Annotated in this window: 13 protein-coding genes; 7 read left to right on the plus strand and 6 right to left on the minus strand. The window is 53.2% G+C overall.

Annotated features, from left to right (window positions below; genetic code table 11):
- Nucleotides 1-7: 7 nt before the first annotated feature.
- From GSQ86_RS04150 to GSQ86_RS04160, 3 genes are all read left to right on the plus strand, one after another.
- Entirely contained in the window at nucleotides 8-1,474 is a 1,467-nt protein-coding gene (locus GSQ86_RS04150) for a glycosyltransferase (RefSeq protein ID WP_158748701.1), read from the plus strand.
- Between the two features lie 229 nt (nucleotides 1,475-1,703).
- Nucleotides 1,704-4,802 carry an alkaline phosphatase family protein gene (locus tag GSQ86_RS04155; RefSeq protein ID WP_254062131.1) on the plus strand — a complete coding sequence of 1,033 codons (3,099 nt, stop codon included), beginning with the start codon at nucleotides 1,704-1,706 and terminating at the stop codon, nucleotides 4,800-4,802.
- Nucleotides 4,803-4,828: 26 nt separating this feature from the next.
- The gene (locus GSQ86_RS04160) at nucleotides 4,829-6,121 is read left to right on the plus strand and encodes a cation:proton antiporter (protein ID WP_158748702.1); all 1,293 of its coding nucleotides are present in this window, start codon (nucleotides 4,829-4,831) and stop codon (nucleotides 6,119-6,121) included.
- Between the two features lie 3 nt (nucleotides 6,122-6,124).
- Here GSQ86_RS04160 and GSQ86_RS04165 read toward each other — a convergent pair whose 3' ends face one another.
- The gene (locus tag GSQ86_RS04165; protein WP_254062132.1) at nucleotides 6,125-7,786 is read right to left on the minus strand and encodes a multicopper oxidase family protein; all 1,662 of its coding nucleotides are present in this window, start codon (nucleotides 7,784-7,786) and stop codon (nucleotides 6,125-6,127) included.
- Nucleotides 7,787-7,887: 101 nt separating this feature from the next.
- Entirely contained in the window at nucleotides 7,888-8,769 is an 882-nt protein-coding gene (locus tag GSQ86_RS04170) for a hypothetical protein (RefSeq protein ID WP_158748703.1), read from the minus strand.
- A gap of 364 nt (nucleotides 8,770-9,133) precedes the next feature.
- Between GSQ86_RS04170 and GSQ86_RS04175 the strand changes: the two genes are divergently transcribed.
- From GSQ86_RS04175 to GSQ86_RS04185, 3 genes are all read left to right on the plus strand, one after another.
- On the plus strand, nucleotides 9,134-10,120 hold the full coding sequence (locus GSQ86_RS04175; RefSeq protein ID WP_158748704.1) for a tetratricopeptide repeat protein: 987 nt from the start codon (nucleotides 9,134-9,136) through the stop codon (nucleotides 10,118-10,120).
- Between the two features lie 21 nt (nucleotides 10,121-10,141).
- On the plus strand, nucleotides 10,142-11,248 hold the full coding sequence (locus GSQ86_RS04180) for a hypothetical protein (protein ID WP_158748705.1): 1,107 nt from the start codon (nucleotides 10,142-10,144) through the stop codon (nucleotides 11,246-11,248).
- Nucleotides 11,249-11,335: 87 nt separating this feature from the next.
- The gene (locus GSQ86_RS04185) at nucleotides 11,336-12,337 is read left to right on the plus strand and encodes an energy transducer TonB (RefSeq protein ID WP_158748706.1); all 1,002 of its coding nucleotides are present in this window, start codon (nucleotides 11,336-11,338) and stop codon (nucleotides 12,335-12,337) included.
- A gap of 385 nt (nucleotides 12,338-12,722) precedes the next feature.
- On the opposite strand, the gene GSQ86_RS04190 is transcribed toward GSQ86_RS04185, so the two are convergent.
- Both GSQ86_RS04190 and GSQ86_RS04195 read right to left on the minus strand, forming a co-directional pair.
- Nucleotides 12,723-13,901 (minus strand): VWA domain-containing protein, encoded by a 1,179-nt coding sequence (locus tag GSQ86_RS04190; RefSeq protein WP_254062133.1) that lies wholly within the window; start codon nucleotides 13,899-13,901, stop codon nucleotides 12,723-12,725.
- A gap of 265 nt (nucleotides 13,902-14,166) precedes the next feature.
- Entirely contained in the window at nucleotides 14,167-14,340 is a 174-nt protein-coding gene (locus tag GSQ86_RS04195) for a Na+/H+ antiporter NhaA (RefSeq protein WP_158748708.1), read from the minus strand.
- 387 nt (nucleotides 14,341-14,727) lie between these two features.
- Here GSQ86_RS04195 and GSQ86_RS04200 point away from each other — a divergent pair, with 387 nt between their 5' ends.
- Nucleotides 14,728-14,871, plus strand: coding sequence for a hypothetical protein (locus GSQ86_RS04200; protein ID WP_158748709.1), 144 nt, complete (start codon nucleotides 14,728-14,730; stop codon nucleotides 14,869-14,871).
- 334 nt (nucleotides 14,872-15,205) lie between these two features.
- Here GSQ86_RS04200 and GSQ86_RS04205 read toward each other — a convergent pair whose 3' ends face one another.
- The gene (locus tag GSQ86_RS04205; RefSeq protein WP_158748710.1) at nucleotides 15,206-15,574 is read right to left on the minus strand and encodes a hypothetical protein; all 369 of its coding nucleotides are present in this window, start codon (nucleotides 15,572-15,574) and stop codon (nucleotides 15,206-15,208) included.
- Between the two features lie 296 nt (nucleotides 15,575-15,870).
- Entirely contained in the window at nucleotides 15,871-16,644 is a 774-nt protein-coding gene (locus tag GSQ86_RS04210) for a hypothetical protein (RefSeq protein WP_158748711.1), read from the minus strand.
- Nucleotides 16,645-16,932 lie beyond the last annotated feature (288 nt).

The following is a 16,932-nucleotide window of genomic DNA, read 5'->3' on the forward strand; positions in this document are numbered from 1 at the left end:
GGGCCTGATGAAAATCTGTTTAGTTGCGACATTCCCCCCCAGTGGACGCCAGTTAAATGAATACGCGCTACATATCGCGCGGGAATTGCAAAACAATCCCGATGTGAGCCTGACCATTCTTGCCGATGAATTGACGGATTATGAATTCGCCACGGATGGCAACGGCCAATCGATCAATGCTAAGGAACAACCTGAGTTGCCCGGGTTCAATGTCATCCGTTGCTGGAAGTTCAACAGCCTGGCTACACCCATGCGGCTGTTAAACACCATTCGCGAGTTAAAGCCAGATATTGTGTGGTTCAATCTCGTTTTTTCCAGCTTCGCGACGCCCGATAATCCGCTGGCTGCGTTTGCGGGTCTTTCAGCGCCCGCACTTACACGTTCTTCCGGCTTCTACACGCACGTCACTTTGCATCACATTATCGAGCATATCGATTTTGCGGCAGCCGGTGTACGCAGAGAGAAACTCTATCGCATGGGAACGAACGTGGCTACCAAAGCCCTGTTGAAGGCGAATTCCGTTTCTGTCCTGCTGTCCGGGTATCGCCGCACGCTCATGGAAAAGTATGCAGCACAAAACGTCCTGCTGGGAACTCATGGAACGCTGACATCCGTTCCGACACCTCCGGACTTCTCCAAGCGTGGCAATCCTGAAGTTCGCATCCTGGCAATCGGACATTGGGGAACTTATAAGCGTCTGGAAACGCTGATGGAGGCCTTTCCTGCCGTTCTGGAAGCGGTTCCGAATGCGAAACTCATCATCGCCGGCGCCAATCATCACACTAAGGCTGGCTATTGGGAATCGATACGCGAAGCACAGCCCGCACATCTGCCCATTGAATTCCGCGGCTATGTTCCCGAAGACGATATTCCAGAGCTGATGCAGTCTACATCGCTTCTCGTTCTGCCATACGATTCTGCAACCGGCTCCAGCGGACCGGCCCATCAGGCCTGCGAATATGGAATACCAGTCGTCTCTGCCGATCTCCACGACTTCCGTGAGATGGCGGAGGACGAACACATGTCGATCCGCTTCTATAAGAAAGGTGACTCCGAAGATCTGGCCAGCCAGATGATTTCCATCTTGAATTCGGCGGAAACTCTGTGGCAAATGTCGGAACAGAACTACGCTGCTGGAATACAGATGACGATGGCCAGTGTTGTCAGAAATTATCTTCGCTGGTTTGAACTTAATAAATACAAGCGATCCATTGGACGTCACGGCTCGCTTCGGCGTCGTGGACGCCATTGGTTTCGTTCCCGTTCTACAAAGTGGCAAGACTCTTTGCATGAAGGACGCAACTCCCAAGACAAAGATGGCGCAGGAGCGCACTTTGAATTGGAAGTTGCCGACACAATGACACCAGCGCTGGAATCGGCACTCCTCCATGCCCGGCTTGGAAATCAAGCTGATGTAGAACGTCCTGCTGGCGATGGCTACAAGACAAATCCGGTACTCGAAACAGATTTTTAATTTTTGGGCGAAATTGCCCTTTTACTTTGGATTCGCTCTGCCTGAAGATGAGCAGCTTTAACCGTAAAACTACGCGATAGCTGCGTGCGTGAATGTGAGAAGGAGAACACCCTTGACGACCTTATTCTTTCCCCGATCTATTAGCCGATTTCGTACCTCAGTGTCTTTGGTCGCGGCGCTTTTGTTCGGTGTTGTGCTAGTAGGATGTGGCACTGACCATCAAGAGGGAGTGACTCCGCCATCTGCGCCCACTGTCAGTATCACTTCCAGTGCCACTACGATAGCGCCTGGACAGTCGGCGACTTTATCGGTAACAGCTACGAATGCATCGCAGGTCGTCGTCGCCGGAACCGATGGCAGCTCCTATACGCTGCCGGCCAACGGGGGATCACAGGTCGTCACGCCCACTGCCACGACGACCTATACGGCAACGGCAAGCGGTAACGGAATGTCAGCCACCGCGCTTACGAAAATTACGATCTCAGCGTCGCCCGCCCCAACGGTTGCAATCACGGCTAGTCCCGCCAGCATTGCACCCGGAGATTCTTCCGTTTTAACCGTGACGGCAGCAAACGCCACGCAGGTGACGATCTCTGGATCGGACGGTTCCTCATACAGTCTGCCTGCAACTGGCGGCACGCAATCTGTCACACCCACGGCAACCGCTACTTATACTGCAACTGCTACGGGAGCAGGTGGAAGTACCACGGCAACTGCTACCGTAACCGTTACTGCGACCCCTCCTCCTGGAACTCCAACAGTCACCATTACACCGAGTCCAACAGCGGTCACGCCTGGCCAATCGTCTACGCTCACCGTAACTGCAACCAACTCCACGCAAGTCACAATCGCCGGTTCCGATGGCAGTTCCTATACTCTTCAACCGACTGGCGGCACGCAATTGGTGACGCCGATGACGACGACTACCTATACCGCGACAGCAACCGGCGCGGGTGGAACCGTTACGGCAAAAGCCACAGTTACAGTCACGCCGAATCCACCCCCTACCGTTATTATTTCGGCGAATCCCACTGCCATCACGCAGGGAAGCTCATCGCTTCTTACTGTCACTGCTACCAATGCAACGCAGGTGACGATTACCGGTTCGGATAAGAGCTCCTACACGCTGCCAGGAACCGGCGGAGCACAGCCGGTTTCACCCGCAGCGACAACGACCTATACCGCCACCGCGACCGGACCGGGTGGAACCATTACTGCTACCGCTACGGTTACTGTTACGCCCAATCCAATTCCAACGGTCACAATGACCGCTAGCCCGGCGTCAGTCACGGCAGGGAACTCATCCACACTGACAGTTAGTTCTGCCAATGCTACGACGGTGACGATTACAGGCAATGATGGCAGCAGCTATACTCTGGCTTCTGCAAACGGCGCTCAGGCGGTGACACCGGCAAAAACAACGACTTATACAGCGACTGCCACTGGTCCAGGCGGATCAGCCAACGCTACAGCGACAGTCACTGTAACGCCCGACCCGATTCCGACTGTGAATATCACAGCTAACCCGACGACGATTATCGCGGGCAATACCTCTACCCTTACCATCACCGCTACGAATGCCACTCAGGTGACTGTAGCCGGTTCCGATGGAACCTCCTATAGCATCCCCACGAGCGGAGGATCGCAACCAGTCACGCCGGCAAAGACCACTATCTATACCGCTACCGCAACCGGCGCTGGAGGAAGTGTCACAAACAGCACGACTGTGACCGTTACGCCTGCTGGCACCGTTCAGTCGATTGATCACGTCGTCTTCATGCTCCAGGAAAACCATACCTTTGATAATTACTTCGGTATGCTCAATCCCTATCGCAAATCCAACAACTACTACAAAGGCGATGACGGCAAGGAATACGACGTAGATGGTATCGATGACAAACTGACCACAATAAGCAATGTCAACGATGAAGGCACATCCTATGCGCTCTTCAAGTTGAAGAGCACCTGCGTCGATGACATGAGCTCAGACTGGTTAGCCAGCTTTGGAGATGTAAACCGCTATAACTTCCTGACCGACCGCCCGATCGTCATGGATGGCTTCGTGCATAACGCTGAAGGCTATGCCACGAGCTGCAAGAATTCGACCTCATGCTCGGGTACTTTCACTGATACTGCAGGCCAGCGCTCGATGGGCTATTACGATGAAGGCTACTTGAACTACTACTACTACATGGCCTCGCAGTTCGCCCTCTCAGATCGTTGGTTCTCACCCATCGCCAGCAAGAGCATTGATAACCGCATTGCAACGTTTACCGGAGGTACCACCCAGGGATTGGTAAAAGATCCGGGAGGCGACGACCACCTGACCAGCCAACTTGCCATCACCACCATCTTCGAGAAATTGGATAACGCGAAAGTGTCCTGGAAGATTTATTACACGGTCACGCAGGGCTTCTGTCTCGACCAGGATGACTGCACAGGTGGTCCGAGCGCCAGATATCCCGCAACTGACTTCTCGAATCTCTCTTATTCATATCAATACCTGCACGAAAACACTCCAGATCAGCCGTGCGTGGCGCCGACCGTACCTTCGAGCGCAGTGGGAGACGATACGAATTCTTTCTGCATCGATACGGATCACATAGCGCCACTATCGCAGTACTACAGCGATGTGAATAACGGAACATTGCCTAGCTTCGCTTTCATTGAAGCAGGCTATGGAAATAACGACGAGCATCCCGGCTCCGGGCAATCCGTACTCATGGGACAAGCGCAGGTGGCGAATATAGTGAATACCTTCATGAAGAGTCCTTCATGGAAGGATTCTGTTTTCTTCCTCAGCTACGATGAAGGCGGTGGTCCGTACGAACACGTACCGCCGGTCCCTAACCATTCCAACGACAACACCAGTGCTTCGCTCGGAACGATTCCGGATATCTCGGGAATTACGGTAAGTCCGGATACCTACAAACCGTGTATTCCAACCGGAGCAGCCGACGACCCTTCCAGGACGCACTGCGACCTATCAGCCATCGACCCGGGAGCCAACTCAGGCGATGCAGCAGCGCAACAGGGCTTCGCCGCGCAACTCGGCTTCCGTCTGCCGAACATAGTGATCTCTCCGTTCACACGACGTCATTATGTTTCGCATATTCCCATGGATCATACCGCCGTGATCAAATTCGTCGAAAACCGGTTTATCGGCTCTTCGGCGCACCTGACCGCTCGTGACGCCGCGCAACCCGCTTTGCTCGATTTCTTCGACTTCGACAATATTCCGTGGGCCACGCCGCCTGCACCGCCTACACCAGTTACTGCAGAGTCGTTGGGTACCGATCCATGCACACCAACCAGCATGGGCCCGTAGGAAAGTGAGTTTTGCGAGGAGCAAACATGTCTGACTCTGATCTGTCTTCGATCCTGTTCGCCCTCCTGCTTCTCGCAGGGTTGTCGCAGCTGCTCGGTTACTTTTTCGTAAAGCTGCGGCAGCCTAAAGTGATTGGCGAGATTCTAGCCGGCGTCGTGCTTGGGCCAGCGTTACTCGGGCGCATTCCGTTCATTGCCCATACCCTGCAAAACGCAGACAAAGGTCATATCCTCACCTTTATCTATTGGCTTGGACTGCTGCTGTTGATGTTTCTTTCCGGAGCTGAAGTACGACAGCTCTTCAGTCGCGACGAGCGACGTGAGGTAGGCTGGCTCACGATTGTAGGCACAGGCTTGCCGTTTCTGCTCGCACTTGTCATGGGTCCGCGTTTAATTCGCCCCTCGCTGGCCGGTCCTCACGGAAATACCATCTCGCTCATCATCGTTCTTGCCGTCGGCGTCGCAGTCACATCGGTCCCGGTAGTTTCGAAGATATTTACAGACCTTAAAATTCTCCATACCCGCTTTGCTCGACTCGTTCTGGGTGTAGCAGTACTCGAAGACATCGTATTGTGGCTGGCACTTGCCGTGGCTACTGCCATGGCAGGTAAAACCGCTCTCAATCTGCGGCAGATGTCATTCCATCTGATCGCCACTGCCGTCTTTTTCGCACTTGGACTAACGCTCCTTCCGCGAGCCATCAAGCGCATCAACAAAGCGCCTGCGAACGTTCTCGCAAAGCACTCGCCCGTTGGCTATGCACTTGCTGTGCTTCTCGGATACTGTGTGATTGCCGGCGCATTGAACGTAAGCCTGGTATTCGCCGCATTCCTTGCCGGCTTCGCAGTAGTACATAAAAAGCGCCGACTCTTTGCTGATGCGCTCGATGCGATCGGCAAAGTGTCCTTCGCATTCTTTATCCCGGTCTACTTCGCGATCGTAGGGCTAAAGCTCGATCTCATCCGCGGATTCTCGTGGAAGATGGTCGCTGCCTTTATTCTCGGTAGCTGCATCATCAAGATTCTCTCGGTATCTCTGGCCGGACGTCTCGCTGGCTTTCGAGGTCTGGATCTCATCAACCTGGCCATCACCACGAATGCGCGCGGCGGACCGGGCATCGTACTTGCAAGCGTGGCATTCGATGCAGGTATTATCAGCGCGAAGTTCTATACGACGCTGGTACTTGCCGCTGTTCTTACTTCGCAACTGGCTGGCGCATGGCTGGACTACATCTTGCGTAAAGGCTTGCCCCTGCTCAGTTCCACGTCAGAATCCGAACAGCAAACTGCTTCTATCGAAGATCACGCACCCGTTGTGTGAGGGTTAGATGACTTCGTAAGGCCGCATCATGTCGTTGTCTTCGTGCTCCAGCATGTGGCAGTGGAAGACATATTTGCCTGTATAGCCTTCGAATCGGGCAAGGATGGTAAGCACGTCGCGCGGATTGACGATCGCGGTGTCTTTCCATCCCGCTTCATTTGCCTCCGGAGGCCTGGGAATTCCAATAGGCTCGAGCACTCCGCGTGTGAATGCAGCGGTATTGAATCCCTGGCGATGTAAGACCTGAAATTGCACCAGGTGTAGATGCATGGGGTGAGCGTCATCGGTCGTATTGATAAACCGCCATTTCTCCACCGTCCCAAGCTTCACCGACTCCGTAACCGGGTCATCGTATCCCTTGTTGTTAATGCGTATACCTTTAGTTTGCCCCTGTTCATCGAGCCACTCGGAGAGAACAAAATCGCGCGTAATGACGGATGCCTTCTCGTCCAGTCTGCTGAAATCAAACTCGCTTGGCATGCTGAAAGACCTGCCATTCTCCGACTTCTTACGGGTCACCCGGAATTGCATCAGCTCATACAGCGATGGATGCTCCTTGACGAGCATGCTCCATCCCGGAAATGGAGCCCCGGCATCGTTCGACAGCGTCACTGTCTTGTCTTCCAGGCCAGAAAAATCGACGATCAGATCGGCACGTTCTGCCGGTCCCAATAGCAGCTTCGTCAGCGCCGCTGGCTTTGGTAGAAAACCACCGTCCGTTCCAATCTGGTGAAAGGTGACAAGTGAAGGAATATCCGTGGGACGCTTTGCAAGGTTGAGCGATAGATTGAAAAAACGCGAATTCGCGCCATTCAGCAAACGCAGGCGATACAGCCGTGGCTCAACTTCCAGATAGGGATAGATCGCCCCATTCACGACAGGTAATTCACCAAAGAACTCCGGCCCCCAAACTCCTGGAGGAAGCGCCTGGCCAACTTCACCTGTCGGTGCATAAACGAGTTGTCCATGCTCATCGAGAGTACGGTCCTGCAATAGAAGAGGAATTTCGTAATCACCCGAGGGCAGATTCATTCTGCGCTCCTGATCGTCGTGCAGCAGATAGAACCCCGAAAGCCCTGCGTACACATTCAAACGCGTTATTCCCACGGCGTGGTCGTGATACCACAATGTGGCTGCCTGCTGATTGTTCTCGTAAAAGTAACGTGCCGACGACCCGGGCGTAAACCACTTCTCCGGCAGTCCATCGAATTCCGACCGCGTCCGCGCGCCATGCAGATGAGGAACCGTGCGCACCTCGGGAGCTGGCGGCATAGCGCCGTGAATATGAGTATCCACTTTGAAAATATGAGTGGCTGGCAGCCGATTTTCCCACTCGACTTCAATAGCTCGACCCCGCGTCGCTTCAATAATCGGGCCAGGGTATTGACCCTCAAACCCCCAGCAATGCGTCGGCGGCAGTTGTGAATGCATCTGTGATGTGCATTCCATCATGCGGATGATGTATAGATCCTTGTCCTTGCGCGTCTCACGGGGAGCTACGCGCTTTAATAGCGGTAGTGGATCGATATAGCGCGAAACCGAGACATGAGCCTGATGCAGTGCCTCAGCGCCTATTCCTTCGCAGTGGAAAATATTTGTCCCAGCCAGAGCTGATGCAGACGTGGCGCACAGCCTGAGAAATTCGCGCCTGTTTTTCAGATACAATTCGCCCTCAGCATTCCCGCTCACTTATAAGTGACCTGGTTCGGGTAGACCCGGACAGGCGCTATGAGTCAACTTCTATAGTTTCCCTCATGCGTGCTGGATCAGTCGACTGAGATGTCGCTTGCTACGTAACGTTCGCCATCAAAGTTGGCAGTTACCTTCACGTGTGTCCCTTCGCGAAAATCGCGGCTGACGGGAAAACGGGCGGGGTCGAAAGTGATGGAGTAATTCTTCTGATCACCCGCATCGGCGATGGCAAGCCGGCCTGCGTGAACGTCGAAGTAGGTGATACTTCCGGTGAACACAAATGACGAGCCGGGTGCTGCAAGCACTGAAATGCGCTTTGCAATGCCGCGACCATCGCTGCCCGATTGGAAATTAATCGAAACCAGAGTGCCTTTTATAAGAGATGCTGCACTGCCGCTTTCTGAGACGGCCGCCGCTTGCCCGACATTCGTAACCATCATTCCCGCAGGCACCTGCACTTTGATCGGCTGATGAGAGAGCGTATCGCGCACCGTCAATTCTTCCTTTTGCGGATCATAGCCAACTACTTGCGCCTGCATCTCGCCTTCAGGCGTCTGCGAAAGAATATGAATGCTCACCGCAAACACGGATGTTCCATCCAATGTCGTTTGGATAGAGGCATGGTCTTCCGGGCTAAGGTCGCGCAGGGAAATCTTCTTTCCATCCCGGAATGCCTGGGTGCGCTCATCAAAGAAAATCTTCATCGAGTGGCCGCCGAATACTTTCAGCGTTAGCTGATCGCGAACAGGATCAACGGTGCGGATCGCTCCGCCAATCACGGTGCTCTTTCCTTTCGGCATCATGGGCAGAGACGGCAGACTCGCAACGTTAGATGACGAGGTGGAAGGTATTGAGATGGGCTGCGCGACTGCCCCCTGCGCCGGCTTAACACCGGTAGAGGCCAGTTGAGCAATTACGACACTTTTCAAAATAGCTACTGCTAATACACAACCCATGCGACTTGAACCTTATTCTATAAATATTTTCGGCAGTTATTAGATGTGGAGGACATCCATATAGTCGCCTGACAATTGCTTAAAAGTCTTTTTTCTATAATTACAGTTCTCATGTTCCCGGATTCGGGCAACGAATTTTCTTTTCTTGGTATCGAATGTAAGGTGCGCCTCTCCTCCGGCCTAAGACATACAAGGTGAATAAATCACGAAAATGAGTGTGGAATCCAAAAAATGGCTCGCGATAGCTGCGCTTACAACAATTTTTTGCAGCGGAAATATATGGGCGCGCGATATACAGCTCATGCTTCCCAGGCATAGTGAGCTTACTCCTGTACAACGTCTCAATCGAGAAGGCGTCAGCGCAGTGAGAAATCATCAGTACGACAAAGCTGAAGCGATCTTCTACAAAGCATATCTGTACGATCCTGCCGATCCTTTCACTCTGAACAATCTCGGGTACATCTCCGAGCTGCAGGGCGAACTGGAACGTGCTCAGAAATTTTATTCTCTGGCATCGCAACAGGGAAGCAACGCATTCATTGATACCAGTAGTGCAAAATCGCTCGAAGGTAAGCCCATGATGGAAGCTCTCAACGGCATACAGGACATGCCGATGAGGGTAAACCGCATGAACATCCAGGCGATTGATCTATTGCAGCAGGGACGAAATTCTGAGGCTCAGCAGCTTCTCCAGAAAGCTCTTTCGCTCGACTCAAACAATCCTTTCACGCAGAACAATCTTGGCGTTGCCGAGGAAGGACTTGGAAACTTTGAGCAGGCATTGAAGTATTACGATCAGGCATCCGGATCGTCCTCTTCCGACGTGGTCGTCGTCACCCTGAATCGGTCATGGCGCGGAAAGCCAGCCAGTGAGATGGCAACAGAAAATGCGCGGAAACTGACGGCGCGCATGCAAAAACTGGATGTACCCGAGGCACGTGCAGCATTGCTCGCATTTCGTGGCGTGTCCGCGATAAACAGAAATGATTGGAGCACCGCTCGAAAGGATTTTCTTGAGGCTTACTCCCTCAATCCCTACAGTGCGTTCTCGCTCAATAATCTTGGTTATGTGTCCGAAAGAGATGGCGACATGGAAACCGCAGCCTTCTTTTATGACAGAGCCCGTAAAGCAGATAACGCCAATGCCCGTATCGGTTTGGCAAGTCAGAGCTCGGCACAGGGAAAACATCTCCTTGCTGTAGCCGCTGACAGCGGGGAACAGGTGGACGGCGAAATAGATCGCTACACACAAAGCCGCCGCCAGCTCACAGAGCCCGTACAGTTAAAACGCCGCGAGGACAGCACATCGCAGCCCAATGTTCCACCTTCATCCCCCGTTCCCCACCAATGATGAAAAGGATTGTTGCTAAATATGCCTAAGGCCGTCGCCGTTCCCCATCCATCGCAGGAGTCCATGCGTAAGCTGTCTCGTCTGTTGCTGTCACCCTATGACGGCCTGACATCCCCAACAGGCCTTTACTCAGAATTCGCCCAGATCAGCCGGGAAGAATTCGATGATCTCGTTGCCCTTGCAAACTCCAACCACGTAATTGTGCGCGGCATGGAAATCTTTCTGCAGATAATGAATGATGCGAAAGATAACCTCCGTTCGCAGTGGGCTGGCGAAGCACTTGCGACGGAGAAGGCTCGCATCCAGAAAGCAATCCCGTTTCTCCACAAGATCTGTGAGACCTTCGACGACCACGGCTATGACGTAACTGTCATCAAGTCTCTTGATCACTGGCCCGACCTTGGAAGCGATCTCGACCTCTACACCAACACAACTCCGGAAAAAGTCTGCGCAATGATGAAATCTCGCTTCCACGCGACCATCGCATCGCGCAGCTGGGGTGATCGTCTGGCGCGCAAGTGGAACTTTGAAATTCCGGGTTTGCCGGAAGCAGTTGAAATCCACATGGGCCGCCTCGGCCAGACCGGCGAGCAAATCGCAATTGCCGCCAACATTGCCCAATATTCCAGAACCGTGGAAGTTGACAATCTCTCTTTTCGCGTGACTTCCATCTCAGATCGTCTCATGATCTCCACGCTGCAGCGTATGTATCGCCACTTCTACTTCAGACTCTGTGACATCGTCGACAGCGCCAGCCTGGTAGAGAGCGGCGCCATCGATTACGAGAATCTGCGCCGTGCCGCAACAACGGCGGGCATATGGGAAGGCGTGGCTACCTACCTGTTAATCGTGTCCGATTACGTAAAGCAATACCGCGGTACAGGTCTCGATCTGCCGCAGATCGTCAAGGCCTCTGCGCGTTTCGGTGCGGACCCTGTCTATTACAAGCGTGATTTCATCCGGGTGCCGATCATGCCGCATTCTGTTGGTCTTTACAGCACGCAACTTACCGGTTTGCTGCGTAAGAGGGAATTGCAGAGCAGCGCCCGTCTTGGTTTACTGCCATGGCTTGCCACCGCGGCAGTTGTCGGACAAAAGATCACCGGAAGCGACAAAGGTATCTGGTAACCGCAAGGCCTCATCCACAGCTAGTGCAAGTAGTGCATCAGTATTCATCAAGGAGGTGCCGGGCTTCGGTCTCGGCATTATAAAAATATGAGCAATCTCGGATTAACGAGTGCCGATTTGCAATTCAGCGGCTCAAATGCCGCAGCCATTGAGGCTCCCAGCATTCTGCTTGAAACTGATACTTCTGTCTGGTCATCGTTGCTTTCAAACCTCGGAGACGCATTTTCTTTCAAGAAGCAGCCGCCTCTTGAACTCACCTCGACACCAATTGCAGTCGCCGATCCAATGGCGGTCAAGCGCAGTCCCGCGTCGAGCGCCGTCTCTTTTGTTCTTCATGCGGGAATTATCTCTCTGATCGCATGGCTGACATTGGTTGCGCACAACCACGTCGTCGTGCAACCGCAGGTAAAGGTCACGCCTGTCGACATCTCGCCCTTCATTCCCATTACCATGCCCGCTGCTAAAGCGATGGGCGGCGGTGGTGGTGGTGGAGTTCATTCGGTAGTGCAGGCCAGCAAAGGCCATCTTCCCCCAATTGAAAAAGTGCAGACCGCACCTCCGCAGTTGCTCGTGGTCGATCACCCGAAGCTTGCTGCTCAACAGGCAGTGGCTATGCCGCAGGCAGTAAAGCTTCCTGACAGCAACATGCCAAACATCGGCGTTACCCAGTCGACGCAGGTTGCGCTCGCTTCACAAGGCTCCGGTAGTGGTTCTGGATTCGGCCAAGGCTTGGGCGGCGGCATCGGCTCTGGTCACGGCAGCGGCATCGGACCGGGCAGTGGCGGTGGCTACGGCGGCGGTGTTATGAGCGTTGGCGGTGGAGTCGCTGCTCCGCAGGTTCTTCATTCTGTCGATCCGGAATTTACCGATGAAGCTCGCCGCGCAAGGTACGAAGGAGCTGTCTCTATTCGGCTGATCGTTGACACCAACGGCAACCCGCAGAATATCGAAGTCGTTCGTCATCTCGGTATGGGCCTGGACGAGAAAGCCATCGAAGCCGTTCGGCAGTATAAGTTCAAGCCGGCAATTTACCAAGGACATCCGGTTGCCGTACGAATGGTAGTCGATGTAGCCTTCCACCTGTACTGAGTTCGACTCCTTCTTAAAGACCGCTCCGCAGGAAAGCAAAGATGTTGCTCTCCTGCAGAGCGGTTCTCTTCTGCGGGATGCCTTTCATAATCGAAGTTCTGCGTCGCCTAACTACAAACAACCGGATAAAAGCTCTTTCACGATCTGATTACATTCCATCTCACTAGGAAGAAGAGCCGTCATTCTGAGCCGCAGGCGAAGAATCTCCGACAATGTTTACCTTCGAGACTTCACAAGCCGAAGAGCGAAGGTCTGACATAAATCGCGACAGGAGAATAGAAGGGTAGATGCTTTTAGAACGGGTCGTCGTCGGCTCATTTAAAGCCCTGCCTGCCGTAGCGAGAGGAGAGCGTTACTCACACTCTCCTCTCGCAAGGAACTAGCCTCAGTTCTGAGGTGCAGCAGCGGGATCCGTCGGGGTAGTCGTCACCACGCCGTTCAAATTGTTGGCACTGTTCACGCTCTTTCCTTGCATTTGCGAAGGATAGTAGCCCTTGCGCGTTCTCGCGATCAGCTTGCCACGCTTAGGCCCTGCCGCTTCCACGCGTACAGTTCGATAGCCGCCCAGATTAGCTGCCTTTGTCGAGTGGTAGCCAATCGTGTACTGGTTGCGAATATCGGTGGCGACCTCTGCCGCAATCGCATTCACATCTTCCAGCGAGCGAGGGAAGTAGGCAATTCCACCCGTCTCCCGCGACAGCGTCTCCAGGGCATCTCTCGCGTGCTGCGTTTTTTCCTTATTATCGTTTCCGAACAGCAGCCCGATCGAATAAACCACCGGGCCGCCAAGATTCTGCACACGCCGGACAGCCTGCTGCAGATCCAGTCTCGATGCGTTGTCCTCGCCATCGGTGATGATCAGAATGACCTGCTTCGGACGTTTCGCATGGCCGGAAAGCTGATCGGCCGAGGCCACCACCGCGTCATAGATCGCTGTCGTGCCCCTGGAATCAACGTGAGAAAGTCCACGCTGTAACTGAGCTACATCGGAAGTGAAATCCTGATCAATGTAGGCGTTATCCGAAAAGTTTACGACGAATGCCTCATCCGCACTGTTTGAAGCTCTCATCAAATCCAGCGCTGCAGCATTCACAGCTGCGCGTTTATCACGCATGGAACCGGAGTTATCGATAAGAATTCCCAGCGAAACTGGAAGATCCTGGTGCTGAAACGAAGCAATTGTCTGCGGAACGTCGTCTTCCCAAACCTTAAAGTCACCGCGGTTGAGATCGCGAACCATCTGTCCCTTTTCATCCACAACCGTGACACTGAGGAGTACCTCGTTCACATCTTCGTGAAGCGTATAGATATCCCCCTGCTTGTGGCTCTCTTTCGCCTGAGTCTCGATCTTCAATGTGGCGGGGTTTATGGGGGCGTTATCAGCGGAATCCGGCGAAAGAATCGGATCGCGATCGAGCCCCAGATCCGGCTGGCTCTCGGGCTTCGTGGGATTTGGCGTGACTGTCGCACTCGGTGCAGACTGTGTCTGGCCAAAACAAGGCAAGTAACTACCGCAGAGCAGAACCAGGATGACAGAAGAAATACAGAAAATGCGAACTCTCAAAAAAAACCTTCCAAGTGTAAAACCAATCGATTCTTTTACTTTGTGCATAGAAACAAACTTACTAATTAGGCTTTCGATTACCGGTTCTGGCATGGATTTATATCGGTAAATTAGATGTCAACCAGTAGATAAATGTTTTCTCCTGATGCAAGAACGTGGACTTTATTTGGCAGTGAGGTGACCACTTTACTCCGAAGGTCCCGCCACCATGGCGCGCCACTACCACATCGGACAGTTTCGCTCATGACCCACGCATCGCGTTACATCAACGCAGCAAAGCAATATCCGACCATCCGGCAAGTAGAGAAGCCGCCAGAACTCTGGTCTTCGACGCATCCGGCTGCAAGTCATTATTAAAGGCCAAGGTTCTGATAAGCATCGATACGGTAAAGCCAATTTCGGCCAGCGCGCTTGCGCCTGCAACTGCAAAGGTCGACAAAAAGGCTGTTGAGCGTCTCTTAACAAGAGAACACGCCAGTCAAGGGTTTTCTTTGTTTTCGTTACACTGGAACATCCCGGCTCGCATCCTACTTCTGGTTAGTTCATGCACGAAACTATCACTTGGCACTATTAAAAAGGAGAAGTCATGGCTGAATCGAAGAAATGCGCCAACCCTGCCTGTAGCTGCGTCGCGGCCGACGGCGAAAAATTTTGCAGCGCTCATTGCGAAGGATTGAAAGGCTCTGTGGAAGTTCTATGTCAGTGCGGTCATCCGTCCTGCCGCGGTGATGCTCTCGAGGCTTGATCTCTGGCATCCAGCAGGCCGCCGGCGATCATTTAGATTTCCGGCGCAAGCCTGTCATTGAACGTATGCGAAGGAAAAATCATGCATGACACTCAAGAGATCGACAAGCCGAAAAGTGTAAAGCAGATCTGCGGATTTCTGCTTACCGCATTGATCGCAGTCTTGATTGTGGTAGTTCTTGTGCTGCTTATGTTTACCCATCACGCGCCAGTACTGCGGCAGTGAGAAAGTATAGCCACTGGCGGCCATCTTAAGCCCGGCGGCGAGCCTTCCGAGCCCATTCATGGAAATCGAACGATAGCCTACCTTGAAAAATGTCTGCCGGCAGGTACCGGCGTCTTTCCCGACACAACGGACACTCAACGACAATCCAGGAATCCGGCATTGTCTCCACCGGGGCTGCGATATTCTCCCGGCAGCGTTTGCAGGTGATCACGAAGGGATGCAGGTGCGGCGTCGGACCATGAAATGACATACCCCATTCTAGCGAATAAAAGGCGAATATCATCTGTGGATTCGCCTTTATTCGCATGCCAAAATTTAGTCTCACCGTCCACGGTCATTGAGACATAAATCCCAGCCGCGCAAGTTTCGCCAGGCGTTGGGCTAACGGCGTGGACACGTCGGGTGTTAATCCGAACGCAACCGAGCAGATAAAACAATCCTTGACATGATCAAACTGCGCCGTCATGGCAGTCTGGCGCAAACTTATGACTGCTTTCAAAGCTTCGAACCATTCGGTGCGGCTCGCTTCGTCGGAAGCTTTAGTTAGCCCGTAGTTAGTGGATACTTCGATCGTCTGTGCCTCGGAATGCCGATGGTTCAGAGCAAACCCGGAAGGACAAAGCTTATATTCGTTCCCGCTGTGCAATGGATCAGGGAGCGCACAATCCTTCAGCAGGGAATAGGTGCGTTCAGAAGATGACATGGAAACTCGCCTTTTCTTGGGGGAGGAGAGGGAGGACTTCAATATTGCATGAATCGGCGCAGAAGCGTTAATTACGAGGGTAACCTGGAGAAAAGGTTCGTTCTATTGACAACACCGGCAAAATGCAAAACGCCAGTGAACGGTAAGTTCACTGGCGTCACAACTCAGTAGCCCTCCCCCAAGTGCTACTCAATGAATTGACTGTACCTCTAGTAGACTGCGCTGCCTAGTGACTCTTTAGTTCCAAAGCAATAACTTGTTGTAACCATAAATTGATTACTTCGCGGGCGGGCCGTCTATAGATGTGCTGCTACCGTGCGATTCAGGAATGCGGCGAAGCTATGCCACGCGGGTGTCATTCCAATCGGGACAGCAAAGGCTCCAATCGCGAAGGTCAATGGTGCTGCCCACATTGTGGAACGGTGAATCCGGTGTAGCGAGACAAGGTCATAGACAACCGCCAGGAGCACCAGAATCCCAAGGCCGGTTACCGCGCCCGCGGCGGGTGCAAGACCGATCTGACTCCACGGAAAGCGGCCGAACGCGGCTTCTGTGAGCCCGACCGTAGCGAAAAGTATCAGGCGTTTGTGCGAGTCCGGCTTGCGGCGCGTTTGCCACGCAGCGAAAATGATGACCGCAAAACAGATGATACCCAGCAGCGGAATTGCGAGCGAGACCGCCGGATCGAGCGGCCCGATCGAGACGCCTCGATGCAGCGCATCAAGCGCTGCAATGAGTCCGAGAATCACCATCACTGGCGGCAGGTAGAATGCAATCGTGCCAAGCGACCGGTGCCATGACACACGCCGCACTGAAATCAGGGCTGACTGCACGAGGTAAAGAATCATCCATAGAGTGAAAGCCGCTCCGTGAAAATGCAGAATAGGACTGGGCAATGGAGCACGCAGCATTCCGGCACGGAAATAGGTTGGTGAAAAGCCGATAAATACAACAATGCAGAGCAGGATCGCCATTCCGCCAAAGAAAATGCGGTCTATCCTGCGATTGACGGGTCGATAAAGATGTCGCTGGGGCAAAGAATCCGGCTGAGCAAACGCCTCTGTTGCCATAATCGTTCTCCTGAAATGGGCGGGGGCGGAATCTGCTCTGCGGAACGCAGTGAATGAAACAGAAACCTTATCCGCGCAGCCTATCACGTGGACACTAAAGGAAAAAGCTATTTTTCGTTGTCGACAAATCTATCGCCGCACAATCTCAGCAGGTAGATAGATAGTCAAGGTGGAACAAGGCCAGACCGGCACCGCATTATATGCGGCCCAGCAGTCACAAAAGAGTACAATAGAGGTTACGCACCCCCTGCCCTTTGGCCTGTAGACTTTCCCCCTCCGCCTCCAAGC

It is taken from the genome of Acidobacterium sp. S8, from assembly GCF_009765985.1.
Lineage (GTDB): Bacteria > Acidobacteriota > Terriglobia > Terriglobales > Acidobacteriaceae > Alloacidobacterium.

What these genes read in the sequence shown, in the direction of transcription:
- GSQ86_RS04150 (WP_158748701.1), top strand. Translation starts at nt 8, where the DNA reads ATGAAAATCTGTTTAGTTGCGACATTCCCCCCCAGTGGACGCCAGTTA.
- GSQ86_RS04170 (WP_158748703.1), bottom strand. Translation starts at nt 8,769, where the DNA reads ATGGGTTGTGTATTAGCAGTAGCTATTTTGAAAAGTGTCGTAATTGCT.
- GSQ86_RS04185 (WP_158748706.1), top strand. Translation starts at nt 11,336, where the DNA reads ATGAGCAATCTCGGATTAACGAGTGCCGATTTGCAATTCAGCGGCTCA.
- GSQ86_RS04200 (WP_158748709.1), top strand. Translation starts at nt 14,728, where the DNA reads ATGCATGACACTCAAGAGATCGACAAGCCGAAAAGTGTAAAGCAGATC.
- GSQ86_RS04180 (WP_158748705.1), top strand. Translation starts at nt 10,142, where the DNA reads ATGCCTAAGGCCGTCGCCGTTCCCCATCCATCGCAGGAGTCCATGCGT.
- GSQ86_RS04210 (WP_158748711.1), bottom strand. Translation starts at nt 16,644, where the DNA reads ATGGCAACAGAGGCGTTTGCTCAGCCGGATTCTTTGCCCCAGCGACAT.
- GSQ86_RS04160 (WP_158748702.1), top strand. Translation starts at nt 4,829, where the DNA reads ATGTCTGACTCTGATCTGTCTTCGATCCTGTTCGCCCTCCTGCTTCTC.
- GSQ86_RS04205 (WP_158748710.1), bottom strand. Translation starts at nt 15,574, where the DNA reads ATGTCATCTTCTGAACGCACCTATTCCCTGCTGAAGGATTGTGCGCTC.